This window comes from Amazonocrinis nigriterrae CENA67, assembly GCF_016056305.1.
GTDB lineage: Bacteria > Cyanobacteriota > Cyanobacteriia > Cyanobacteriales > Nostocaceae > Amazonocrinis > Amazonocrinis nigriterrae.
Genome location: NZ_JAECZC010000011.1, coordinates 16,500 through 41,353, shown reverse-complemented (window position 1 = coordinate 41,353; position 24,854 = coordinate 16,500). Strand labels below are relative to the sequence as shown.

21 protein-coding genes and 1 pseudogene are annotated in these 24,854 nt (G+C 41.5%); 8 read left to right on the top strand and 14 right to left on the bottom strand.

What is annotated here, in order from left to right:
* Positions 1-152: 152 nt before the first annotated feature.
* Together I8748_RS08830 and I8748_RS08825 are read right to left on the bottom strand one after the other, a co-directional pair.
* Positions 153-974 carry an alpha/beta fold hydrolase gene (locus tag I8748_RS08830; RefSeq protein WP_198124252.1) on the bottom strand — a complete coding sequence of 274 codons (822 nt, stop codon included), beginning with the start codon at positions 972-974 and terminating at the stop codon, positions 153-155.
* A 359-nt stretch (positions 975-1,333) separates the two neighbouring features.
* Positions 1,334-2,059 (bottom strand): lysophospholipid acyltransferase family protein, encoded by a 726-nt coding sequence (locus tag I8748_RS08825; RefSeq protein WP_198124251.1) that lies wholly within the window; start codon positions 2,057-2,059, stop codon positions 1,334-1,336.
* 375 nt (positions 2,060-2,434) lie between these two features.
* On the opposite strand from I8748_RS08825, the gene metG reads away from it, so the two are divergent.
* From metG to lptC, 3 genes are all read left to right on the top strand, one after another.
* On the top strand, positions 2,435-4,036 hold the full coding sequence (gene metG, locus I8748_RS08820) for a methionine--tRNA ligase (protein ID WP_198124250.1): 1,602 nt from the start codon (positions 2,435-2,437) through the stop codon (positions 4,034-4,036).
* A gap of 171 nt (positions 4,037-4,207) precedes the next feature.
* Positions 4,208-4,840: a LabA-like NYN domain-containing protein gene (locus I8748_RS08815; RefSeq protein ID WP_096557354.1), complete on the top strand. Its 633-nt coding sequence runs from the start codon at positions 4,208-4,210 to the stop codon at positions 4,838-4,840.
* Positions 4,841-5,120: 280 nt separating this feature from the next.
* The gene (gene lptC, locus I8748_RS08810; RefSeq protein WP_198124249.1) at positions 5,121-6,263 is read left to right on the top strand and encodes an LPS export ABC transporter periplasmic protein LptC; all 1,143 of its coding nucleotides are present in this window, start codon (positions 5,121-5,123) and stop codon (positions 6,261-6,263) included.
* A 227-nt stretch (positions 6,264-6,490) separates the two neighbouring features.
* Here lptC and I8748_RS08805 read toward each other — a convergent pair whose 3' ends face one another.
* From I8748_RS08805 to I8748_RS08785, 5 genes and pseudogenes are all read right to left on the bottom strand, one after another.
* A complete protein-coding gene (locus tag I8748_RS08805; RefSeq protein ID WP_198124248.1) occupies positions 6,491-7,813 on the bottom strand; it encodes a D-alanyl-D-alanine carboxypeptidase in 1,323 nt (440 codons plus the stop codon).
* Between the two features lie 413 nt (positions 7,814-8,226).
* Complete coding sequence (locus I8748_RS08800) at positions 8,227-9,297, bottom strand: LOG family protein (protein ID WP_198124247.1); 1,071 nt, start codon at positions 9,295-9,297, stop codon at positions 8,227-8,229.
* Positions 9,298-9,591: 294 nt separating this feature from the next.
* Positions 9,592-9,948: pseudogene (gene trxA, locus I8748_RS08795) on the bottom strand (thioredoxin); the annotation flags it as partial.
* A gap of 352 nt (positions 9,949-10,300) precedes the next feature.
* On the bottom strand, positions 10,301-11,464 hold the full coding sequence (locus tag I8748_RS08790; RefSeq protein WP_198124245.1) for a GuaB3 family IMP dehydrogenase-related protein: 1,164 nt from the start codon (positions 11,462-11,464) through the stop codon (positions 10,301-10,303).
* Positions 11,465-11,907: 443 nt separating this feature from the next.
* The gene (locus I8748_RS08785; RefSeq protein WP_198124244.1) at positions 11,908-12,582 is read right to left on the bottom strand and encodes a carbonic anhydrase; all 675 of its coding nucleotides are present in this window, start codon (positions 12,580-12,582) and stop codon (positions 11,908-11,910) included.
* Positions 12,583-13,111: 529 nt separating this feature from the next.
* Between I8748_RS08785 and I8748_RS08780 the strand changes: the two genes are divergently transcribed.
* From I8748_RS08780 to I8748_RS08765, 4 genes are all read left to right on the top strand, one after another.
* Positions 13,112-15,559 carry an endonuclease MutS2 gene (locus tag I8748_RS08780; protein WP_198124243.1) on the top strand — a complete coding sequence of 816 codons (2,448 nt, stop codon included), beginning with the start codon at positions 13,112-13,114 and terminating at the stop codon, positions 15,557-15,559.
* A 571-nt stretch (positions 15,560-16,130) separates the two neighbouring features.
* Positions 16,131-16,736: a DUF3038 domain-containing protein gene (locus tag I8748_RS08775; protein ID WP_096557346.1), complete on the top strand. Its 606-nt coding sequence runs from the start codon at positions 16,131-16,133 to the stop codon at positions 16,734-16,736.
* 27 nt (positions 16,737-16,763) lie between these two features.
* Positions 16,764-18,449, top strand: a complete 1,686-nt coding sequence (locus I8748_RS08770; RefSeq protein WP_198124242.1) for a DUF4335 domain-containing protein — start codon at positions 16,764-16,766, stop codon at positions 18,447-18,449.
* A 364-nt stretch (positions 18,450-18,813) separates the two neighbouring features.
* On the top strand, positions 18,814-19,098 hold the full coding sequence (locus I8748_RS08765; RefSeq protein ID WP_198124241.1) for a YiaA/YiaB family inner membrane protein: 285 nt from the start codon (positions 18,814-18,816) through the stop codon (positions 19,096-19,098).
* 110 nt (positions 19,099-19,208) lie between these two features.
* On the opposite strand, the gene I8748_RS08760 is transcribed toward I8748_RS08765, so the two are convergent.
* The 5 genes from I8748_RS08760 to I8748_RS08740 all read right to left on the bottom strand — a co-directional run bounded on the left by I8748_RS08760 (position 19,209) and on the right by I8748_RS08740 (position 21,297).
* Positions 19,209-19,670: a ferredoxin gene (locus I8748_RS08760; RefSeq protein WP_096557342.1), complete on the bottom strand. Its 462-nt coding sequence runs from the start codon at positions 19,668-19,670 to the stop codon at positions 19,209-19,211.
* Positions 19,670-20,056, bottom strand: coding sequence for a DUF1257 domain-containing protein (locus tag I8748_RS08755; protein ID WP_198124240.1), 387 nt, complete (start codon positions 20,054-20,056; stop codon positions 19,670-19,672). Before I8748_RS08755 ends, I8748_RS08760 begins: the two co-directional genes overlap by 1 nt.
* 39 nt (positions 20,057-20,095) lie before the next feature.
* A complete protein-coding gene (locus tag I8748_RS08750) occupies positions 20,096-20,308 on the bottom strand; it encodes a DUF2997 domain-containing protein (protein ID WP_096557340.1) in 213 nt (70 codons plus the stop codon).
* 347 nt (positions 20,309-20,655) lie between these two features.
* Positions 20,656-20,805: a hypothetical protein gene (locus tag I8748_RS08745; protein ID WP_198124239.1), complete on the bottom strand. Its 150-nt coding sequence runs from the start codon at positions 20,803-20,805 to the stop codon at positions 20,656-20,658.
* A 165-nt stretch (positions 20,806-20,970) separates the two neighbouring features.
* Complete coding sequence (locus I8748_RS08740) at positions 20,971-21,297, bottom strand: hypothetical protein (protein WP_198124238.1); 327 nt, start codon at positions 21,295-21,297, stop codon at positions 20,971-20,973.
* A 282-nt stretch (positions 21,298-21,579) separates the two neighbouring features.
* Here I8748_RS08740 and I8748_RS08735 point away from each other — a divergent pair, with 282 nt between their 5' ends.
* Entirely contained in the window at positions 21,580-22,899 is a 1,320-nt protein-coding gene (locus tag I8748_RS08735) for an IS4 family transposase (protein WP_198124312.1), read from the top strand.
* Between the two features lie 111 nt (positions 22,900-23,010).
* On the opposite strand, the gene I8748_RS08730 is transcribed toward I8748_RS08735, so the two are convergent.
* Positions 23,011-23,724 carry a hypothetical protein gene (locus I8748_RS08730; protein ID WP_225896361.1) on the bottom strand — a complete coding sequence of 238 codons (714 nt, stop codon included), beginning with the start codon at positions 23,722-23,724 and terminating at the stop codon, positions 23,011-23,013.
* Positions 23,699-24,854 (bottom strand): urease accessory protein UreH domain-containing protein (locus tag I8748_RS08725; protein WP_198124237.1); only part of this gene is annotated, 1,156 nt, incomplete at its 5' end. The genes I8748_RS08730 and I8748_RS08725, both read right to left, overlap by 26 nt.

The window sequence follows — 24,854 nt, the reverse complement described above, 5'->3', positions numbered from 1 at the left end:
AAGTTGAGCAGTCACTGATATCTAAAAGCCTTATAAATAATGCTTTTAGAGGAGTCAATAAATTCTATTTCTTACAAGGCTTTCTTAAATTTGTAGAAAAAATGCGTAGACTTAAAGTTGCAAGTCAACAGACATTGCCTTTCACCTTAACTTTATCCTTTGACCTCTAGCCCCTTAGCTTTATCAAGCTTAGTTTCTATAAATTTTTGGCTTTTGAGAATTTCATAGAGGTTAATATCTTTCTCTAATAAGCAGGCGTGTCCACTCTCAGGCAATACGATTATCTTGGCGTTGGGTAAAATATTTGCTATCCGCCTGACTTCAGTCACAGAAGGTAAAAGCCGATCCCTAGCACCAGCAATTAACAAAGCAGGTTGTTTGAGGTGACGTAACTGGTTTTCATCAACTTCAAACTCTCTTAGCAAAGATAACCGCCAATGCACTGTTTCGGGTGGTACAGAACGCATTGTTTTCAGTAACTCATGGCGATCGCTTCTTGTCATGCGTTCCAAAGATGCTAAAAATGGCAACAATCCCACTGCACCAACATCATAAAGGCATTCTGGCACTAAGTAAGTTAGTTGAGATGCCCAATTTAACACAGGGCGAAGTTGAAAGGCTGAAGCTGGGTTAATTAGGATAATTCGCTTAAACAAAAGCCGCGCTTTGATTGCTACTTTCATCGCCAAACAGCCCCCAAAGGACTCGCCACACAAGTAAACTGGCCTAGTGGAGCTTTTTTCTAATTCTGCGTATATTAAGTCCAAGACGTTATCGACTAACACCTCCCAACTAGTCAGGTCTTTCCTGGGGATCGCCAAACAGCGCACGTCAAAGCCTCTTTCTAATCCCGCAGTTTGCGATCGCAATAGTTGACCAGTTCCATCCATTCCTGGCAAATACACAAACAACGGATACTCTAGTTGTACTCGTTTAGGAGTCAGGAAACACGGTTTTAGCTCAATTTCTGGCATTGGAAAATTTCAATTAATTCAGTTAAATTTATAGCTCTGATAGGGTTTTACTTATACGAAACTAATACTTTGTCAGTCTGAGATCAGACTAGCTTCGCAATGGTATACTGCGTTTACAAGTCTGATCAAATCAGACCTTGGTAAGGAAAAACTAAATTGAATATAGCTTGATGACTCAAGGGTAAATCAATTTAGCACAACTAATATAATAATTAGTTTGTCGGCAAAAAAGCCGAATTAATTCCAGAAAACTAGTTACATAATTTCTGCGCTTGTCCTTCATATATTACTCTAGGTATATAAAGGTATGTTTTCTATACCTTTTAGTTGTAGTTGTCACATAAACAAGTTACAACTCGTTAATAACAACCTTGATGTAGTAACTGGGCAATTTCACTGTAGCAGTGTTCTGTCAGTTCAGCGACAACAGTTTTTGCTTGTTTGCCATGATATTTCTGTTGATGTTGGGGGGTAATCCAGTAAGGACGACCGATTAATACGGCAAGCCGACGATATATCACTAAGGGATGCCAACCAGCTTGATTAAACAAAGGTTCAGAAGGATCGAATAAACTCAATAGTCTCAAGGGAAAACCATTAGTGTTTACTTCTTCTAAGGAGGCGATGGCGATCGGTAAAATAGCTAAATCCTGCACATCAGCCCGCAATGCCAAATGAGCAAACCCCCGCTGAAATTCACCCAGATGATTTGGCTGGGTAAATTTCACCATCGGCTTAGTTCCTTCCGGAAATACTCCCACCATCTGCTTTGAGCGCAATAATATCTGTGATTGCACAAAAAAGCTTTGTTGACGGTTTTGGGTATCCTCCAGAGGAAAGCACCCTAGTTGTTCTGTCACAAACTCCCGCATCACCGGCACTTGACCCATGTAATGATGGCAAGCAAAACGAATTGGACTTGACAGCGCCGCCATCAAAACCAGTGCATCCATAAAGCTGCGATGATTGCTGACTACTAACAAACTCGCATCTTGGGGAATGCGGTCTTGGTAATAGCAGAACATCCGTGTTGACATCGCCGCTAAGAAAGTGCGGGAAAAATCCAGGGGACTATTTAGACTCATACCTAATCAGTATATTTTTCAGAAAATATCTCAGTTTATCTTGATTTAAATTTTACATTTCTTTACTATTACCATGACCACCCTAAGGTAGAAATGTTCTATTCACACAGACAGTTAACTTTTCTGGTTTTCGTGTTCTGTACTTGCAGCCACAATCCATATAATAGAAACCATTCAAAATGATTATTAGTACTTAATTTTCGTGTTTTGCCCTGAAACTAGGTAGATTTATAGATAATTACAAAATAATTCTCTTATCTATAAATTTGCTAGCATGATAGTAAAGTTTGAAAAAATGGGGCTAATGTTATATAATTGCGTGGTTTTGCTATTTAAAGTCAAAAAACGTTTTAATAAATTGTTTTGTTATTTTGTATGAATTTAGCGGATAAAACAGAAAAGACATTTGCACTGACAACACCGTTATATTATGTAAACGATGTCCCTCACGTCGGCAGTGCTTATACAACAATGGCAGCAGATGTGATAGCCCGTTTTTACAGGCTTTTGGGTCGTCAAGTATTGTTAATTACAGGTACAGATGAACACGGGCAAAAAATTCAGCGATCGGCAGAAAGTGTAGGCAAAGCACCACAAGAGTTTTGTGATGAAATTGTGCCCAGCTTTGCCAACTTATGGCAGTTATTGAATATTCAATATGATCGCTTTAGTCGCACTACTGCCACTCGTCACGAAGCAATTGTGAAAGAATTCTTCTATAGAGTCTGGGAAAAAGGCGATATATATCAGGGACAACAGAAAGGCTGGTACTGCGTATCTTGCGAAGAATTTAAGGAAGAACGAGAATTGTTAGAAGGGCATCGTTGCCCCATTCATACTAACAAAGAAGTCGAGTGGCGAGACGAACAAAACTACTTCTTCCGCTTATCCAAATATCAAGAACAACTGCAAGAGTTTTATCAATCCCAACCAAATTTTATCCAACCAGAAAGTCGCCGTAACGAAGTTTTAAACTTTGTAGAGCAGGGATTGCAAGACTTTTCAATTTCGCGAGTAAATCTAGACTGGGGTTTTCCAGTACCAACTGACCCCAATCACACCCTTTATGTCTGGTTTGATGCACTGCTTGGTTATGTAACGGCATTATTAGAACCAGATGCAGAACCGACTTTAGCAAATGCCTTAGCGACATGGTGGCCGATAAACTTGCACCTAATTGGTAAAGATATTCTACGTTTCCATGCAGTCTACTGGCCAGCAATGCTAATGTCAGCTGGCTTACCTTTGCCGAAACGGGTATTTGGACATGGCTTTTTGACCAAAGATGGTCAGAAGATGGGTAAAGCTTTAGGTAATACTCTTGATCCCGTCGCCCTAGTTCAACGCTATGGTAGTGACGCCGTTCGTTATTACTTCCTTAAGGAAATCGAATTTGGCAAAGATGGCGATTTTAATGAAGTTAGATTCATTAATGTTCTGAATGCAGATTTGGCAAATGATTTAGGCAATTTGTTAAATCGCACCTTGAACATGGTGAAAAAATACTGTGCTGGAGATGTACTGTCAATTGCCCATGAAGCCATTTCTGCCGAAAATCCTCTGAAAGCGATTGGTTTACCTCTGGGGGAACAGGTAAAACAAGCCTATGAAGCGCTAGCTTTCAGTCAAGCTTGCGAAGCAATCCTTTTGCTTGTGCAAGCCAGCAATAAGTTTATTGACGACCAAGCTCCTTGGTCATTATATAAACAAGGGCAGCAGCAGGAAGTAGAAAAAGTACTTTACGCAGTTCTCGAATCTGTTAGACTAGCAGCTTATCTTCTGTCTCCAGTGATTCCGAATATCAGTAGTGATATTTATCAGCAGCTGGGCTTTGGAATTGACTTTAACAATCAAAGAGATACTGCAATTACTGCTCCTTTTTCTACCCATGCAACATGGGGAGTACTATCTAGTAAACAACACTTGGGTACACCCCGACCAATTTTTAAGCGAATAGAACTCCTTAAAAACGATTAGTCCTTTTAATCGCTCAATATCTGATTTTGTTCAATTTCTTATTCTCTTGTCAAAAAATTTTATGGGGCTGAAAAATATTAGCCCCAGAAAATTATCATAAACCGCTCTAGCATGTCAAATTTGGAATTTTGTATCAAAACTAACAAGGATAATAACCGAGGTATGACAACAATGTTGAATAATTTGGAAAACGATTCAATATTTACGCCTGAACAAGTTTTAGAGAATCGGGGGCGTGTAGCCATATTTATTGATGGCTCAAATCTATTTTATGCTGCATTGCAACTAGGCATTGAAATAGATTACACCAAGTTACTATGTCGATTAACTGGGGGTTCTAGACTGTTGCGTGCTTTCTTCTACACAGGAGTAGACCGGACAAACGAGAAGCAACAGGGATTTCTACTATGGATGCGTCGTAATGGCTACCGAGTGATTGCCAAGGATTTAGTACAGCTACCAGATGGTTCTAAAAAAGCGAATTTGGATGTAGAAATAGCCGTAGACATGATGGCTTTGGTAGATTCCTATGATACCGCAGTTTTAGTCAGTGGCGATGGGGATCTAGCATATGCGGTAAATTCAGTCAGCTATCGCGGTGTGCGGGTAGAAGTAGTCAGTTTGCGCTCAATGACAAGTGATAGCTTAATCAATGTTAGCGATCGCTATATTGATTTAGAAGCCATCAAAGAAGATATTCAAAAAACCCCACGTCAAAGCTATCCATATCGACCTTTATCCACTATGGGTTTTTTGGAAGACCCGCGAGATATTGATGAACAATTGGAAATCCAAGATTCATGAAAAACTTCATCTGCAAGGGAATCGGGAATAGGGAATGGGAAAATAAGTTTTAATTCCTGATTTCCTATTACCAAAATTGACGGTTGTCAATTCCTCCTGAACCATAAGGAAATGATGTTATTTTACCAATTTTCTATCAAACATCAAAAAAGCAGGAACATTGCCATCAAAAATAGTAACTAAAGAATGAGGGAGATGAGGGCGATGAAAGTGAATCATCATGTTTGCTTGTTCCCTCATCTTTTCTCTTTATAGATACTATTTATGAAAGCAACATAGTATGAAATTTTATTATCTGCCTTTGACTTTATTTTTACTAATTGGTTTAGTTGCTTGTGGTGGAAAATTACCCACAGTTTCTAAAAACAATAATTCAACTTCCTCGTCCCAAGATAGCAATTTGACATTTTTTGGTGTTGCATTAGAACAGTTTGATGAAGCGGGGCGGCCTATTTGGAAAGTCCAAGCTAAACGAGCAAAATATACTAAAGAAAAACAAATTGGTCAGGCAGAAAATCCATATGGTGAACTATACCAAGATGGCAAAATAGTTTACCAAATTAAAGCAGAACAGGCAGATATTGAACAAGATGGGAAACAGTTGTTTCTCAAAGGAAAGATATTCGCTACAGATCCCAGCAATGGCATTGTATTACAAGGCAATGAATTAGAATGGCGTCCCCAAGAAGATTTATTGATTGTCCGCAATCAACTCAACGGCACCCATAAACAACTACAAGCAGTGGCGCAGGAAGCGCGAGTGAAAACTCGTGAACAGCGTGTAGATTTTTCTGGCAAAGTAGTGGCAAACTCTGCCGATCCCCAAATGCGAATGCAAACCGAACATTTGATTTGGCAGATTAAGCAAGAAAAATTAATTGCCGATCGCCCTATACAAATTGACCGTTATCAAAACAATCAAATTACCGACCGTGGCAAAGGCAATTCTGCGGAAGTCAACCTCAAAACTAAAGTTGCTACTCTTAAAAAAGATGCCCAGGTAGTCTTACTAGACCCACCAATGCAAATAGTTAGTGAGTCTATGACCTGGAATATGAACACGGAAACAGTATCTACAAATTCCCCCGTGCGCGTGTTCCACCAAGCTGAAAATGTGACGGTCACTGCCAATCAAGGTGAAATGAAGATACCGCAGAAAACGGTTTATTTAAAAGGAAATGTCAACGCTATAGGTCAACGTCGTCAGTCCCTCAAATCTCAAACACTCACTTGGTATCTGGACAAGAAATTACTAGAAGGACAGGGAAATGTAGTTTATCGGCAAGTTGATCCGCCATTAAATTTTACGGGTGAAACAGCCGTAGGTAATCTACAAACTGAAGATATCGTTGTTAGAGGTGGTAAATCTAGCGGTAGGGTAGTGACAGAAATTATTCCCCAGTCAAGAGTCAATGGTCAGTAGTCAGTAGTCAGTAGTCAGTAGTTATTAGGGACTTCTAAAAATTACTTTCTTTCCACTCTCAGATTACCTAACTAGACCATAAATATCATCATTTTGACGTTTCCCCTAAAACTTGATCGTCAGCTACCCTTTTTAGCGATACCTTCGGTAAGCTTCGCTAACGCAGAACTTTTCGGTGTACTCAACCACTGACAACTAACCACTGACAACTGACCACTAACAAATAACTAACTTCTATACAAAATTTCATTACGACTAGTTGCACCTAGTTCAGGTAATGAGTTGATGGTGGAATGGGGAGTGAGGATATCGGGGACGGTGGTAGCTACTTGTAACTTTTGCACAAGACTTTGCAAAAGCTTGTCCTGTCCAGCACGGAAAGCTGATACATTTGGGCCACGGTTAATAATGGCGAACCAAACTAAACCGCGATCTCGTGTAGGCATCACGCCAGCTAAGGCACTCACATCGTGCAGTGTGCCAGTTTTGATCACCGTAGCCAGGGGAATATGTCTTGAGTGTACTGTTCCCCGATGATCGAACCCAGATGTGGGAAACAAATCAGCTAAATTGAGTTGATGGGCACTTGCTTCCTGTTGCAACGCCATCAACATCGCACAGACAGCCCTCGGAGAAATGCGATTTTCTGGCCCCAGTCCTGAACCATTGATTAACTGAATTTCTGAGTTAGGTACTCTCGCGAGGTTGGCAGCAGTAGACTGTACCACAGATGCACCTCCTACTGACTCTGCGAACATCTCTGCCATATCATTGTTGCTGAAAACATTCATTTCCTTAATCAGTTTCTGCAACGGCAAAGAGTAATGACGGACTAGCAAGCTTTGTTGAGGATTTGGTTGCGCCTCAAATTTTACAGTACCCGCAATTACGACTTGAGGCTTGGGTGTTCCCTTGGGCATGATTGAATAAATAAAATTCGCTGGACGAGTCCAAGTTTTACTATTCAATGCTTGCTTGAGTAATTGACCTGCTAAGACTGGATTTCGTTGAAAATTCATCGCGAAATTGCCAGTAATCACCAAATTTCCCTTTACCTGCTTGATTCCCATTTTGTTAAGAGTATTACCAAGGGCGATCGCTTCCTCCCACACAAACAGGGGATCGCCACCACCTGTAATCACTAAATCGCCCTGCAATACTCCATTCACCACTGGCCCTGTAGCGCTAACCAAAGTCTGAAATTGATGGTCTGGGCCCCAAGTTTTCAAAGTAACTAGTGAAGTGGCAATCTTAGTTAAAGAAGCAGCTGGCAGAGGTGTTGTACCTTGATGATTAGCCATCAGCATCGGCCCTGACTGCATCCAAATTCCCTGACTCGGCATCAGATTCTCAGGCACCAATTTCGATGTAATTAAGCCCTTAAAATATTCAGTCACTGTATTATTCCCAGCTGGATTTGGATCAGGAGCAAGAACCAAACCAGGGCTACTTTGCCAAGCCAATGCATTAAATGCATCTGAAGGCTTGATTTGTACTCCAGCCATTTCCAGCCAGAGAGAAACCAATCCTGAACCCAATAATTCCAGCATGTTTTGTTCCCCTATTTAAGATTTAAGACATTATTTACTGTGCTAATATACATGCTTTTTTTATGATGATCAGCACTCAGTTCTAAGAACTAGTGTTTCTCGCATCTGTAAGTTAGTTGGATAACATTAATTTTTAAAAGTTACGCAATACTACAGTATTGGCTATTCATGAATAACCAATACTGCAATTACGCAACTAGTACACTAAATATAGCCGTAGTCACATAAGTTAAGACAGTAGAACCAATAAAAACTCTTTGTGTCTTTGTGTCTTTTGTGGTTTTTTAATTTTTTACCACTAAGACACCAAGACTCGCCAGTACGTTCGGTCGCCAGACAGCCTTTGCAAGTGGCGTTACAAAGTATCTTCAAGTCAGCCAATTTTGAGGATTACCGAATCGATATTATAGTAGTTATTTCCTTTCTGGATGCGCCTTATCTTCAACAGAAGGTGTACCCATTCGGTTAATTGCGGCGATCATCTGATACAAGCGCCCCAAGTCACGTTGATTGAAGTATAGAACTATCCGTGGTAGACCAACAGTTTCATCTTGATTTTCTTGAGGCAAGGCCTGACTTTTTTGAATCTGTCCTTTCACAAGGATATCGCTGAACTCAGTATTCAGTTGTTCGACCTCACCATCTGATAAACCTGAGGTCAGGCGAATTACCAACTGATCCCCTACATAGCGGCTAGAGTGATAAACCTGGTAAAAACGGGTAATTGCATTGCAAGCTACTTCTAGGTTATCTGTAACCGTGTAGAGGCTGGGATCTTCAGGACTCACAAGGCCTGTTTGCACCAGATGCTGATCAATATACTTGCTCCAAGACTGCCAGTAATCACCATTAGGGTGATCGATTAAAACCACAGGTACAGGGCCAAATTTACCTGTCTGACTTAATGTCATGCACTCAAAGGCTTCATCTTGCGTGCCAAATCCACCAGGGAACAAAGCGACAGCATCGCTTTCTTTGAGGAGGAATAACTTCCGCGTGAAGAAATACTTAAAATGAATGAGCTTCGGATCGCCCTCAATCACTGGGTTTGCCTGCTGTTCAAACGGCAAATGAATGTTTAAACCAAAGGAATTTTCTCGCCCAGCACCTTCGTGTCCCGCTTGCATGATGCCGCCACCACCACCTGTCATCACCATGAATCCTAATTGCGTCACAGCACGAGCAAACTCAAGCGCCATTTGGTACTCTGGGGTTTGTGGCGAAAGGCGAGCAGAACCGAAGATAGTGACTTTGCGGACGTGTCGGTAATTATAAAACAGCTGGAAACCTCGCTCCATATCTGCTAGAGAGGCCGACAATATCTTCCAGTCAAGACGATCAATATCACTATCTGCCAGACGCAATATAGTAGCAAGTGCCTGCTGAATATATTGCCGATTTTTTAATGTCGGTAAGCGATCAATTAATTCAGCTATATCCGCCTGGAGAGACTCTAATGTGTCAAACGACGCAGATGAAGTCATGAGAACTGCCACCACAATGGCATTACATTTTATCTAATTTTGGTATGCAATTAACAATTACTTCGAGGTTTTTTTAGTCCATAATCCTAGTCAACAGAATTAACTGAGGGACTTAGGGCGTAATATTTAAAGGACACCTCTCAAGGAATAACATATTGGTTTAACAATGATAACTCGATACTCTTGACCACGGTAAAAAGCATTTTTGAGACGCGAAGTTTCGCGTCTCGCAAATTTGTTGCAAATATTTACCTAAGGCTAAAGCAAACAGACAAATCAAAAGGACTTTACTGCCTATTTAGTTTCTGGAAGATACTTGTCCAGAGTAGAAGCTAATGTAGATTTAGGTACGGCACCGACGACCATATCAACTTTTACCCCACCTTTAAAAATCATTAAAGTAGGAATGCTGCGAATACCGTACTGGCTAGCAACATTAGGATTTGCATCAGTGTTGACTTTCACAACTTTTAATAGACCTGCGTATTGCTGGGCAATTTCTTCTAAAACAGGAGCTACCATCCGGCAGGGGCCGCACCAAGGCGCCCAAAAGTCAACTAGAACTGGTAGGCCGGATTCTAGTACTTCTTCCTTAAAAGTAGAATCTGTAACTTCTGTGGCTGTTGACATGCCTAAAAACCTTTGCCAATTATATTTCTGAGTTTCGTGAAAATTCTACCATAGCAAAAACAGCAGCTTGGAAGTGAAGGATGTACATTTGCAAAGAAGCTCTAGAATTTATTCACAAACATCAGGAACAAACATAAGGAACCGCCCGAACAGTAGTCCGGGCGGAGTGTGGTGTGAGGAGTGAACGGAAACATGCGTCTCCGCTATTTCTATTGTAGGCGACATATATGATTTTTCCAGGGATTGTTTAAGAGTCTGGAAAAATTTCCTTAAGCATTTCAAGTTGATAATGGTGGATGGGGGATGGGGTGTGGTGACAAAGTTATTTCCCATTGTCTATTCCCTATTCCCTATTTCTTATTCCCTAGTCCCTTTATTTACCCATACCTAAATGTTGAGCTTTTTGATAGACTTTGCCTTCGGTTAATAAGGAAGGAGCAATCACAACTTCAACTTGCTGCATTTCTCTGAGATTTTTAGCTCCTAATGTGCCCATGCTAGTCTTCAAGGCTCCCAAAAGATTATGAGTGCCATCGTCTAATGCTGCGGGGCCTGTGAGGATTTGCTCTAAAGTACCAGTGGTGCCAACGCGAATGCGAGTACCACGGGGCAATACTGGGCTGGGAGTTGCCATCCCCCAATGATAACCCCGTCCTGGGGCTTCGGCGGCTCTGGCAAAGGGTGAACCAATCATCACACCATCAGCACCACAAGCGATGCATTTGCAAATGTCCCCGCCAGTAATTAAACCGCCATCAGCAATCACAGGGATATAATTACCTGTCTGTTGGAAGTACTCATCTCGCGCAGCAGCACAATCAGCGATCGCTGTTGCTTGAGGCACACCCACACCCAGAACTCCACGGGATGTACAAGCTGCGCCAGGGCCAATCCCTACTAATACCGCAGCCGCCCCAGCTTTTAACAAATTCAAAGTTACTTCGTAAGTTACGCAATTTCCTAACACCACAGGAATCGGCATGGAACGGCAAAATTCTGCCAAATCTAATGGCACTACAGATTCTGGTGACAGGTGTGCAGTAGAAACTACCGTAGCTTGTACAAAAAATAAATCTGCTCCAGCTTTGGCGACTACCTCACCATATTTACTTGCGCCTGCTGGAGTTGCACTCACCGCCGCAATGCCGCCTTGTTGTTTAATTTCCTGAATACGTCGTGCAATTAATTCCGGTTTTATTGGTTCGGCATAGAGTTCTTGCATCAGGGAAACAAATTCATCTTTCCCCACAGAGGCAATCCGATCTAAAATCGGGTCTGGGTCAGCATATCGAGTTTGGATACCTTCTAAGTTTAGTACGCCTAATGCTCCCAACTGTGACAAACGTACAGCCATGCGAACATCTACCACACCATCCATCGCACTGGCAATTATCGGGATTTCTCGCTCAATATTGCCAATCCGCCACTTAGTTTCTGCCAAACTCGGATCGAGTGTTCTGTTACCGGGGACTAGAGCAATTTCATCAATTCCATATGCTCTCTTAGCTGTTTTCCCCCGCCCAAGTTGAATTTCCACGCTTTCAATTTTCTCAAATCTGTTTAAGCTAGGGTATCAAATTGTGGAGGGATTTGCAGCGATTTTTTTGCAACTCAGTCATTCACGACAAAATCCCATAAATGAACATAATAAAGGTTTCCTCTTCCACTTCCTACTCCCTACTTTCTTTTTCAAGGTACTGCCAAGAGTAGAGGTGGAAAGATTCTTAATCAGTAATTTCAATATGGGGTGTTATTTATTACCTTAAGTTCATGAAATTTCTCACTAACTGCTTCATACTAGAGTTTTGTGTTATTAGATTTAGTTAAAAATATTACAAGTCTATGCTTACTTGCTCTATGGCTTTTATTAATGCGTAAGTCCTACTCTCTATTTGAGAGGCACAAACATAAGTTTTGACTGCGTTGTCCAAAAAATTACACCCAGATGCAATTAACAAAGATAGATGAGTTTAAAAATCATTATTCTAATGCTAATCCAGTCATAATATTAGGTACAGGAAAAGGTCGATTTTCTAAAATTTTAAATTTTCCAACACTTGCATCATAAGCAAAGACTTCACCAGTTTCTATTTCATAAACCCAGGCATGAAGAGTAACTTGACTACTATATAATTTAGACCGAATTGTTGGGTATGTTTCTAGATTTTCTATCTGGGTTAATACATTTTGCTCAATTGCTATTTTTAATAATTTATCGCTTGGAGCATCTTTATAATTGTCTAAAACTAGACGGCGAGTAGGTTCACCGTAATGCTTTAACCAGTCGTAAACTAAAGGCATTTGTTGAGCAAGATTTCCTATTTGTAATAAACCTCTCATTGCTCCACAGTGGGAATGACCGCAGACAACAATATCTTTAATACCTAAAGCTTGCACAGCATATTCTATACCTGCTCCTTCACTATTATTCAGCGTTCCATAGGCTGGAATTATATTACCAACATTACGGATAACAAATAATTCTCCTGGTAGACTTTGAGTAATTAAACATGGATCAATACGCGAGTCAGAGCAAGTTATAAATAATACTTCCGGGTTTTGTCCGTTGGATAGTTCTTCAAACAACTTGCGATGTGTAATAAAATAGTTATCATGAAATTCATTTAGACCTTCGATGATACGTTTAATAGCCATAGTTAAATTTTTGACATTCAAAATATATTTAGCTTTAAAGTCTTTCTATGCTTGATTGATTCTTTGCACACAAAAACTTATAGCAAAATGAAAGAATAAAACCTTACTTGCAAAAAAGTACCTCTGTTAAGATTATTTAATTTATAATGCATTTGGCATCAGAGACAATACATACTCCTCTAAATTTTCTGAAAAGATTTCAGAGAGGATGTTTGAAAAGTCATTTTAAATACTCAAATCCTGGCTTGAGGTGAGTAGGGAGTTAAAAGGAGCCACTGCAATGGTTTCACTGCGCTGGCTCACAAAATTGGAGATGATAGCGAAATTGTACCCTGATTAGTTTCGGCACAAGGTGTATAAAAATACAATTTTTTCTTTTACACCCTAGTTTTGGTCAAAAAAGTGTCTCTAGTTTAGTTTACGCCAATAACGGATTCTACTTTTAAGAGTATTGTCCGTTGAATCTTGGCTGTAAACACTACTCTATTGTTAGGATAATTTCAGACTAGATTCGTTAGATGTTGCAGCCTTGATCCAATCTGATACCTTAGAATTACTAGAATGGCATCGCCTTTGCCAGCATCTTGCGACATTTGCGGCAACTAAACTGGGGGCGATCGCATCAACTCATTTGAGAATACCTGAATCTCAGGCAATAAGTGAACAACTCTTAGCCCAAACCAAGGAAGTTTATCAACTGGAAAGTCGTTTGAATACAGGACTTTCCTTTGAAGGAATACAAGATATTGGCGATTCGCTAGAACGGGCGGAACTTCAAGGAATTCTCGCGGGGGATGAACTTTTAGCGATCGCTACCAGTCTCGCGGGTGCCAGAAATTTACGTCGTATAATCGATAACCAAGAAGATTTGCCAATCTTGAATCAATTGGTTGCCGATTTGCGGACTTATCCAGAATTAGAGCAAGAAATCCACCGCTGTATTGATGAACGAGGGCAAGTAACAGACCGCGCTAGTCAAAAACTTGGGGAAATTCGCACAGACCTGCGGCGTTTACGTAGCCAAATCACTCAAAAGCTGCAAAATATTTTACAGGCAAAGCATGGGGCAGTCCAAGAACAGCTAATTACCCAACGGGGCGATCGCTTTGTGATTCCGGTGAAAGCGCCTCAAAAAGACGCCATCCCCGGCATTGTCCATGATACTTCTACTAGCGGTGCCACTTTATATGTGGAACCCAACTCTATCGTGCCTTTGGGTAACCAACTGCGACAGACCATCAGAAGAGAGCAAGCAGAAGAAGAAGCGATTCGCCGCAAGTTAACAGAGCAAATAGCAGCAGTCAAGCCAGATTTGGAAAGATTGTTAGCTATTGTTACCACCTTGGATTTAGCAACGGCCAGAGCGCGATATAGTTATTGGCTGAAAGCCAATCCGCCCCGATTTATTAAACGCGAAGAAAACGAAATTATCACCTTACGGCAACTGCACCACCCCCTACTAGTGTGGCAGCAGCACCACGAACAAGGTCAACCAGTAGTTCCGGTGGATTTGTTAATTGCTCCCCATATACGGGTAGTTACCATTACTGGGCCAAACACTGGCGGTAAAACTGTCACCTTGAAAACTTTGGGCTTGGCAGCATTAATGGCCAAGGTAGGTTTATTTATTCCTGCCCGTGAGCCAGTAGAAATACCGTGGTTTGACCAAGTATTAGCGGATATAGGTGATGAACAATCGCTACAGCAAAGTTTGTCTACATTCTCAGGTCATATCCGCCGTATTAGCCGGATTTTAGATGCATTAGGGAATGGGGAAGATGAGGGAGATGAGGGAGATGAGGGAGATGAGGGAGAAGCATTATCCCACTCCCTACTCCCTACTCCCTACTCCCTAGTGTTACTGGATGAAGTTGGTGCAGGTACTGATCCAGTAGAAGGTAGTGCCTTAGCGATCGCTTTGCTGCAATATCTGGCTAAACATGCCCAACTGACTATTGCTACAACTCACTTTGGTGAACTGAAAGCACTGAAATACGAAGATGAGCGGTTTGAAAATGCCTCTGTAGAATTTGATGAAAGTACTTTGTCGCCAACTTACCGTTTGTTGTGGGGGATACCAGGACGTTCCAATGCCTTGACTATTGCTCGACGCTTGGGGCTGAAATTAGAAGTAGTAGAACAAGCGAAAACTCAAGTCGGCGAAGCCACAGACGAAGTGAATCAAGTGATTGCTGGCTTAGAAGCACAACGTCGTCGCCAAGAAACAAAAGCTGCTGAAGCACAGAAGTTGTTGCAGCAAGCAGAACGTTTATACAAAGAAGTATCCGCAAAAGCCGCAAATTTACAAGAGCGAGAACGTGAGTTGCGGGCTTCCCAGGAAGTAGCAGTACAGCAAGCGATCGCCCAAGCAAAAGGTGAAATCGCCCAAATCATTCGTCGCTTGCAGCAAGGAACACCAAAAGCCCAAGATGCTCAGCAAGCAACTAATGCTTTAAATCAAATTGCCCAAAAATATCAGCCAGCAGCACCGCCAAAACCCAAAGCCGGATTTATGCCCAAAGTAGGCGATCGCATCCGTATTTCTAAGTTTGGGCAAACAGCAGAAGTGCTAAATGCTCCCGATGAGGATGGTGAGTTAACTGTTCGCTTTGGGATTATGAAGATGACAGTCAAGTTAGAAGATATTGAGTCTCTTGACGGTCAGAAAGTAGAACCTGTTGCAAAACCAAAACCCGCACCAGTAGCAGTGACTCCAGCACCCCAAAGTGCGCCAGCAATTCGCACTTCCCAAAATACCGTTGATTTACGTGGTAAGCGGGTATCTGATGCCGAGTTAATTTTAGATAAGGCAATTTCAGAAGCTAACGGGCCGATATGGATTATTCACGGACACGGCACTGGTAAATTGCGGCAAGGTGTCCACACCTTTTTACAACAGCATCCCAGAGTCAGCCACTACGAAGCAGCAGAACAAGCAGATGGAGGTAGTGGGGTTACGGTCGCTTATATGTATTGAAGAAGGCAGGGGAGTTTTTGAGCAGGGGGGATGAGGGGGAATTAACTCCTAACTCCGTGCCTCCTAACTTCTAACTCCTGCTTTGATAAATTGGCAATAATTATAACTAGTCCAAACTACTGGTTATTAATTTTTAATTACTAATTGCCTCAGCTATAACGAGCAATTAGTAATTAAAGATTAACTCTAGAAAGTAATGTTTATTTATACTGTCATACTGAAATAACTGCTAAAACTAATAAATTCCTAACGGGTAGATATTTCTCTATTGTGTTGAAAATAAATTTTCATCTAGTAGAGTAAGACAGAGATAACTGTTGTTAACCAAAACCAAAAAAGCTAATTGCAGCTTTGAATACAGCATAGTAACAAGAACTATGCAGCTGAAAGCAAAGTTAGGAGTTAGGAGTTAAGAGTTAAGAGTTAAAAGTGAAAAATTCTTATCTTCCCCTGCACCCCTGCTCCCCATCTCCCCTGCTCCCCAGCATCAGCAATAGGAAACCAACCCTAATTCTTGAGAGTCTGGTTTCAAAATGGGTAACAGCAGCATCCCCTATCAGCCCGATCACCTATGCTAAAAGTTATGCACTTGACCGCCAACTCAGCTACGCCAAATTCCCAGTGGGAGGATTTAATAAAGCTTCCAGCCCCAAACACAGTTCAATGGGACAATATCAAAACTCAGTTAGACTTGGTGTTATTGGCGCTAGAAACTTTAACTGGCATCGGTTCCGAAGCCATGCTTTCGGCAGCAACTAATCTAAATTTAGAGTCAAGAGTTCCAGACCGCGTAGCATTATGGCGACTACGCCAGTCGAATCCCCTACGTAAAGGTCAAGGAGGGCGAAAAAAGCTAGATGTAGAAGAAGCGCGATCGCTTGTTCTCATTACTTGCTACCTCGCCAAACAGCACCAGGAATTGATTCGTCGTGCTGTTGGTCTATTAGAGCAAATGGCGGAAAATAATCAGGAACCTCATCAGGCCGCCTTACTTGGAGACTATATCGATGCTTTTTGCAACATCTACCAAGAACGGATGGAAGAGGACGAGCAAATCTCGACAGATTTACTTACCCGCCTGGCACTCAAACTGCTTGTAGATTTACTGTTTTACAGTGCCCCTGGTGGACACCGCCGTCTCTGGTTAGCACTTATAGACCGTTCTGCAAAATTTTAGATAATCATTTCCTTCGCAGTTCTTGCCATGCCTTTAACAAATTCTGTCATTCGTCGCTACACACCCCCCACTTGTACGCTGGAAATATTAGCCCAAAGTTCACCCTTATCTCAGTGGATGGGGAAAACTGTTCTTAAGAAACTAAGATTTGAATTACGCTTTGACGACCCAAAACTACCAGAAGAACGTAGAGTCCCGATTCGAGGCGATCGCGACCAACTCGAAGCTTTATGTGATGCTGTTACTAGCTATGTACAAGAATTCTTGCAACAGCCTCCAGAAAGCTTTTGGATGAGTTTCTCTGGACTCCAAGATTCAAGTAAAGTGCCTGACGGCTCAGAACTAACCGATTTTCAACAATCTGCGCTGCCAACTAAAACATTTGAGTCTTTTAATTCCCAGCTACCAGGAAAGATATACTTAGAATCGAGCAGTTATTTAACACATAATCTACATCTCGGTTCCCTCGCCAACCAAGCATCTGGGCGTGTAATTCAACTCAGTCTGCTGCAACTGTTCGATTTGGCGACTGCCCTTGATGAATATTCCAGTGATGTTATGGCATTACCAAATCTTGAGAAAAGTAATACTTTCCGCCAGTTGCCTGCTTGGGCGCCTGTTGCCGCTGTGGTGGTGTTAGGTGTGGGTTTACTACCGATAACATTGCAGTATGCCACCAATATGAGGCAAAAGCAGCCACAAACAGCCAAAAAAGCCGCTCCTAGTCAGGAAGAAGTTGCTTTAGCACCCTCAGATTCACTTAACTTTCCCACACCGCAACCAGGACTTACGCCTGGTGACGATTTGCAGCGATCGCTACCATCTTTAAGCACTACTGCTCCGCTTCCTACTTCCGCTTTGCCCGAAAAGCCTCTCACATCCACAGGTTCGGGTTTACCCTCAACTAATTCCCAATCCCCCATTTCTGGTTTACCCCCAGCATCCATAGGTTCTCCTAAAAATGCAGGAATTATACCTCCTGGAACGATTCCCGGTCTGAATAGCAATCAGCAAGGTGCAGCAACTACCACAATCCCAGGTCAGCAAATCGCCATAGCACCAAATCTTCAGCAAAATCCCACAGGATCAACTTCCCCAAGTCAACTTAATCTTCCCAAAAAACGGGACTTGCCATCTAGATTTTCTTCATCTACAGGCAGTTCATCATCTAATATCCCAGTAGTTCCTCCGTCTGCATCTAATATACCTGGTAACGGTGGCAACAATACGCTTCCTCAAGGTTATGCACCGATAAACCCAAGCCAGCTACAGACAGGAATCAATTCCCCACAAACTTTTTCTTCCGCTGCACAACCTTCGTCTAAACTAGCACCCACAAATAGCTCGTCAAGTACTTCGTTAGCTGAGAGATTAAGGGCTGCATCTCAAACTTCCATATCCCCAGATAGCGCTAATGACAATACATTATTTGACACTCCTCAAGTAGCAGAAGCTAGAAATATCCTTGCAAAGCGCTGGCAGCCACCTTCAGGATTAACACAGACACTAGAGTATAGTTTAATGCTGGGTGTTGACGGAACAATTGAACGAATTTTACCCCTGAATAAGCCAGCTAGAGAATACGTTAATAGTACGGGAATGCCTGACATTGGTAAACCATTTGTTTCCGCTAATAGATACGGAAAAAATGCCAGAATTCGAGTAATTCTCAGTCCTGATGGTAAAGTACAGACATTTCCGGAGTCTGATTAATTAAAACAAGCTGCTTGATGACATTTGCAAAACTGGTACAAAACTTGTACCAGTTATTATTTGTTGAAAGCACTTTTTAGCCAACTGTTTCCAGTCCAGTTGTGAAACTGGCAATATTTATCTCAACAAACAGTGTACTAATAAATACAATCAAATTTATAGCGTTTTCATAGCAGTTAGGTAATAGCAATTCGGAATTCGTAATTCAGAATGTCAGATATGGTCTGGATTTTTAAATGTCTTGCCAGATTTTAGAGAATTGGTATAAATGTTAATTTTAGAGGTAAATCATGAATTGCCTCTACTATGTACTTAACTCAAGTTTAATTCGCTATTAATCACTTATACTTAATAAGTAGGAAATATGCAACCAATTGGTTCTCAAAAGGATAGTTCAGCTTGGATTATTCAAACTTGGGCTGCTTTTGTTATGTCTATTTCTATGACTACTTTCGGCATAGTCAATTTACCTGTTGATAGCTGGATAAAAGGTTTTATGGGTATGGGTTTAGCTTTCTCTGTTGGCTCAACTTTTACTTTGGCAAAAACCACTAGAGACCAGTATGAAGCCAAAAAGTTAACCGCTAGAATTGACGAAGCGAAAGTAGAAAAATTGCTTTCACAACACGATAATCTCAACTTCAAATAAAAGCAGCAACCCCAATTTTGGATTTTGGATAAAAAGTTGCTGCTAAGAGCTAAAGATAAAAGGACTGGTTAAACCAGTCCTTGTTATATGTTTATTGAACTTTTTTATTTTTAATAACGGGATTTTTTACTCTTTAACTTTTGTTTTCTACGCCGCCTTTCAGCAGTTGATACTGCCTGTTCCACTGGATAACCCACAACAGGAATAACCTGAAATTTGCGTTCTTCTTCTAACTTTCTCAGTTCAGTATAATCAACCCAATGGATGCAATCAACTGGACAAGTATCAATTGCTTCTTGAATAACTTCCTCCGCATCCCCATCTTGGCGAATCACACGCGATCGCCCATAATCTGGTTCAATGTAAAAGGTGTTACGTGCCACATGAGCGCAGTGTTTACAACCAATACAGGTGATTTCATCAACATACACACCCTTTTGGCGCAGCACACCACCCAATTCCGGCTCAAAACCAGAACGTTCAGGCGCATCCCGTAAAAAGCCGCCTAATTCTGGTTCCAAGCCAGAACGATTTTCTTCTGTTTCTTCCGGTGACGGCAGAAAATCAGCCATTACGCACTCCAGCGTTGTACTACCAGACGAATAGATCCATCTTCATTTTTTTGCTGTTCGGTAACTTGAAAGCCAACACGAGCGGTTTCTTTTACAACTGTTTGGTAAGCATAACGCTGAGTTACTTGACGCAAGAAACCATCTACAGACAGATTTTGCTGCCAATATTGTAAATCAGCCACTAGTTCGTATTCTTTGCCATTCCATCTAAAGCCGATATCATAGCCATTTTCTTGCTCGATAGTTACTTCGGCAGGATGGGTTTGACCGCGATAGCCACGTACCTCGCGTGGCCCTGGTTTCCAGTCTATGCCCAATTCAGTCAGCGCATCTTTCAAAGAGTCAAGGTTACGAATTTGAGTCTTAATTTGGCTAAAGTGTGACATGGTGGATGTGAATTAATGACACTAAACTACTGTGAAAACTTACCATTCGCTGTAAGTGCTTTGCGTGTTCGCCACACTAGAAGATTGCTGCACCTTCGCGGCGAAGAATTCTGAGGTTGGCTCATGAGTGAGTACTTGCCCCAGCTGCGCTTCTATTGCCGCTGTAACCTCAGCGCAAGAAGCACCCACAATGCCTGTGACTTTCTCTTGTACCCGACCGTCTGGATAAATTATGAACTCTAATGTCTCCATGCTTCTGGCCAACCATGATAGTACGTTTGAATTGTACTGCCTTAGCAGACGGCTAAAAATATAGCCACCGGAACATTTTTACTTAGATACAAACTAAACGTTTGTTAACTAATGTTCCATCTCTCAAAATATATATCTCAGAATGTTTACAAAAATTATTAATTTTACAAGCATATACGTCTGTCATTAGTTAGTTTCTCTTAACCTGATCAATTAGTCAAGGTGATGACTGAGCTTGTAACTAAAATGCTAAAAGTTTGAAAAATCAAGGATTAGAGACGGTTTAGACAGTTATATGAGTTACAAATCTATAAAAATTATTGAAAAATTTTATCATTAAATTGAAACTATCCACCCTGCTTTACAGAGTGGATAGGTGGGATTGAGCGCTGGTTAGCCAACAGTGAGATGATGGGGTGTGCGATCGCACTTGGGCGCATACTTGCTAAATCTACTGAATTGTCAAGAGGAATCACTTGTGGTTTTGTACTACCCAAAGATCACTCAAAAGAGCGATCGCGTCATACAACAGCATGAATTTGCACCGATTGCGAGTCACTTGTAGATGCACAAATTCTCATCTAACTGGAATTCTTTTTAATTTTTTAATAATTATCTTTACTTTTAATTTCAAACTCAACTACATGAAATCCATCGCTTTGCTATCTCCTTCTGGGCTTGGTGGTAGAAACTTTGGCAACCGTACCTCTCCATAGAATCAAGACAGGAATACTCACAAAGGCTAATGGTAGCAAAAGTCCAAAAGATTGTGAGGCGATCGCACTAATCAGCATCAACAAAGCCAATCCTCCAAAGATTAGCCAGCCTGAAATCAAAACCCACCAAGGAATCCTACCACCAGACATACTTCTGAATGCTCGACCTCTAAGATAAATTTCTTGCATCGGGTCATATCCAGAAGGAATTCGCTCTTGATACGGGGAATTTTGTTCAGCAGGAATTTCAATATAGAGTTTATCGTTACCCATTCGGAACAAGTTAGAAGAGAGTGAATTTTGTCAATAAGCCTTTGAGCATAAATATAGTTGCATAAGAATGATAATCTTAGTGAAGGGGAGGAGGCGAGCGTCGCTTGCCTCCTCCCCCACTCCTGTTTTTGATTATCATTATCACAATGGTCGGCTAGGATGATTTGCTCTGTTCAAAATCATGGCAAACTCAGTTAATACAAGTAATTGAGCGATCGTAAAAAAAACGTGAGCAGCAGTCGTAAAATCAATCGAGATCATGCTAAAAAGAAGCAACGTCCAATGGTGGAAGACGAAGTAATTGCTCAACAACTTGAACAGTTACTGACACCAACCATCACCGCACAAGAAAACTACTACCGACAACTGGGATTAAGAGACAGAATTCTCAACTTACCATTAATGGTAGCGGCAGTATTAACCCTACTGTGGCGTGATGTGGCTGGAGTCACAGAATTAACCAGAATGTTAGCGCGAGAAGGTTTTCTGTGGTGTAGACCCCTTGAGGTTAGCCAGCAAGCAATATCTCAAAGGTTTTTAACTTTTCCGGCTCAGTTATTTGAGAAAGTATTTAAAGATTTATTACCACATTTACAAGCTTCTTGGTCAAAGAGAAATCAACGTAAAATCCCAGAAAGTGTTCAATTTACTTTGACGAAATTTGAAAAGATTTGGATAGTAGACTGTTCAATATTAGAAGCTTTATTTCAAAAACTTGAGAGCTTAAAAGACGCACCTCAAGGGAAGTTAGCTGGAAAAATTGGCACAGTCATAGATTTAAAAAATCTCCTACCTTTAGAAATTTGGTTTTGTGAAAATCCCCGAACTGCTGATACAAAATTTGAGACAAATATTTTAGAGTTAGTTCCACCTCAAACATTACTGTTATTAGATAGAGGGTTTTATCATTTTAACTTTTGGCTCCAATTAATTGCAAAAAAAGTTGATTTTATTACTCAATTAAAAAAGGGAGCAGCAATTCATGTAGAACAAGTATTTACAGATAGCTTTGCTCTGAAAGACTGTTTAATACATCTTGGTTCTGGCACAAAGAAGACTCCCTTTGTTACCCTACGTCTAGTTGAGATTCGTTCAGGCAAGACATGGCATTCTTATTTAACGAGTGTGCTTGACCCTACAGTTTTACCTCCTTATGTTGTAGCTGATTTATACCGCCGAAGATGGAGAATTGAAGATGCTTTTAATACTGTAAAGCGGCTCTTAGGTTTAAGTTATTTATGGACTGGTTCTGTTAATGGTGTTCAATTGCAGATTTGGGGTACTTGGTTATTTTATGCTGTATTAGTTGATTTAGGTGATGCTGTCGCCGACGAACTTTCTCTGCCTTTTGACTCCATTTCTTTAGAGATGATTTATCGCGGTCTTTATCATTTTTATGTTGCTCATCAAAAAGGTAAAGCAACTGACCCTATCAAGTATTTTGCTACACCAGAAAATCAAGATTTAGGTATTGTTAAACGACAACGAAAACCGAACATGAAATTAATCGTTGCGCCCTTCCCTGATCAACAACGAGGCACACCTGAATTTTTCTTTCAGCCATCTTCTCAAATCCCCTTGACAACTGCCTCACAACCTTAACTTGTGACCAATGGCACGCAACACCTACTAAATCACTCAACTCAGAAATCTTCCACATAAACTTCCTCACAATAGTTAATTATGAGGAAGTTAAAATAAAATTTTCGCTATTTAATCGTTTTTTCCACTCTTTCTCGCTGCTTTTACCCAAAAAACTAAAATGCCTGTGCCGAGAATAATACAGAGCGCTGTTACAATCAGCCCTAAGCCTGTATTTGTTTCCTGTGTCGGTGCATTATTGACATCTTGCGATTTTTGTGTATTACTAGCTGCTCCCGCTGCTACGACGACTTCAAACTTGAATGTAAACGGTTTAAAATTTGCCCCAGTTGCTGGTTTGCCACTCAGCTGTAGCTGATATATTCCTGGCTTGGGGAAGATAATATCCGCACCTGGAATGCCTTGATATCGCTCAGCTACCACAGGCTTTAAGGATGGCTCTAGCAATGCTGGCTCTTTTGGTGTGTGGGGTTCGGCATAGACAAACAACTGACAATCACACTGTGAGAGGGGAATCTGTTTTCCACCTTTGCGGGTAAGGGCGAACCAGGCTTGGGTACTTTCTCCAGCACGGGGATTATCATTGGGTTCCATGTGGAGAGTGGCACCAACATCTGCTGCTACTTTTATTTCATGGGCTGAAGTAGGATAAATGCTAGTTATTGAGATAACTAAGCTACTCAAAAATAATAAATGCTTTATCCTTCCTTGACTCTGCCGACAAATACCGTTGAGTGGGTAATGTCTTTGTTTTTGACTCGTTGGGTGTTCCGAGGTTGAGCTAGGGAACAACCACGGTTTACCGTGATTTTGTTGGGGGGACATACAACTTTTCTAGACTTAACTTTGACCAAAACAAGCGCGATCGCACTAGCAACACGCCAAGGGTGACAATTCCCATCAACACTATTGCTAATTTATTCCCCCAAGTTGATTGCGAAGAACCCAGGTAATGAGAACCAATCAACACAGCATGAATGGCACTCAATAGCATTGCTGGCACACTCAATAAATGAATCTGTCGCCAGCGCTTGCCCAACGATTTTTGCAAAGATTCCAAACTTGTGAAAGCAGCGGGGGTCATTAATATTAATGCTACAGCACCCGCAGCCATACCCCACTGAAACTCTGGCCGCAAGAAAAAGAAGGCGGCAAAATTCCATTGCAGTGAGTGTTCGAGCATGTGGATAGTGTGAGCCACAGAAAGCACAAAAGCTCCCACTCCCAAAGCACGACGGTAACGCAAAGGTGCAGCCCACAAGCTGCTAATCGGACGGGCAATTAATGCCAATATCAAACAAATCAATGCGGCGTGTCCCGTGTAATCTACTCCTGTGTCACCAGTCCGCAGCAGTGTGATGGCGCCAATGATGAGAGTAACCCAACCGCCTAAACGAAACAATTGACTGCGCCTGTCTTTACTGATTAAAGAGGTGGAAACGCCTACACCTAGCATGGTGGGTAAAGTTCCCAAGCCAAAAGCCAGCATGGTTGCCGTACCCATCCATAAATTACCAGTTTCAGCCGCTTTAATTTGAGCAGCATACAAGAAACCGCAAGGCATCAAACCCCAAGTCATCCCCAAAAGCATTGGCGTCCACCAGCTGTTTTGTAAGGAAAGCTTGACCATTCCTCCACTCAGGCGATCGTGTAAACTGCCTTTCAGGAGGGGATGTAATATGGGAAGCCGAGGCAGTAAACCGGGTGCTACTTGTCCTAAACCAAACCAAATCAGCATCACCCCAGTAATAATTGCCATAGCACGGCGGAAGTCACTACCAATACCTGCTAACTGTCCACCCTCTAACAATACTGAACCCAGCGCCCCTATGCCAGCACCAACCAGAGCGTAGCTTAACATCCGTCCTAGATTCAGCAGCAAATGAAATTTTAATTGTTGTTGCCAAGTGGATGGCTTGTTTAAGGTTAATGTTCGTCCTGACGAAGCTTTTTCA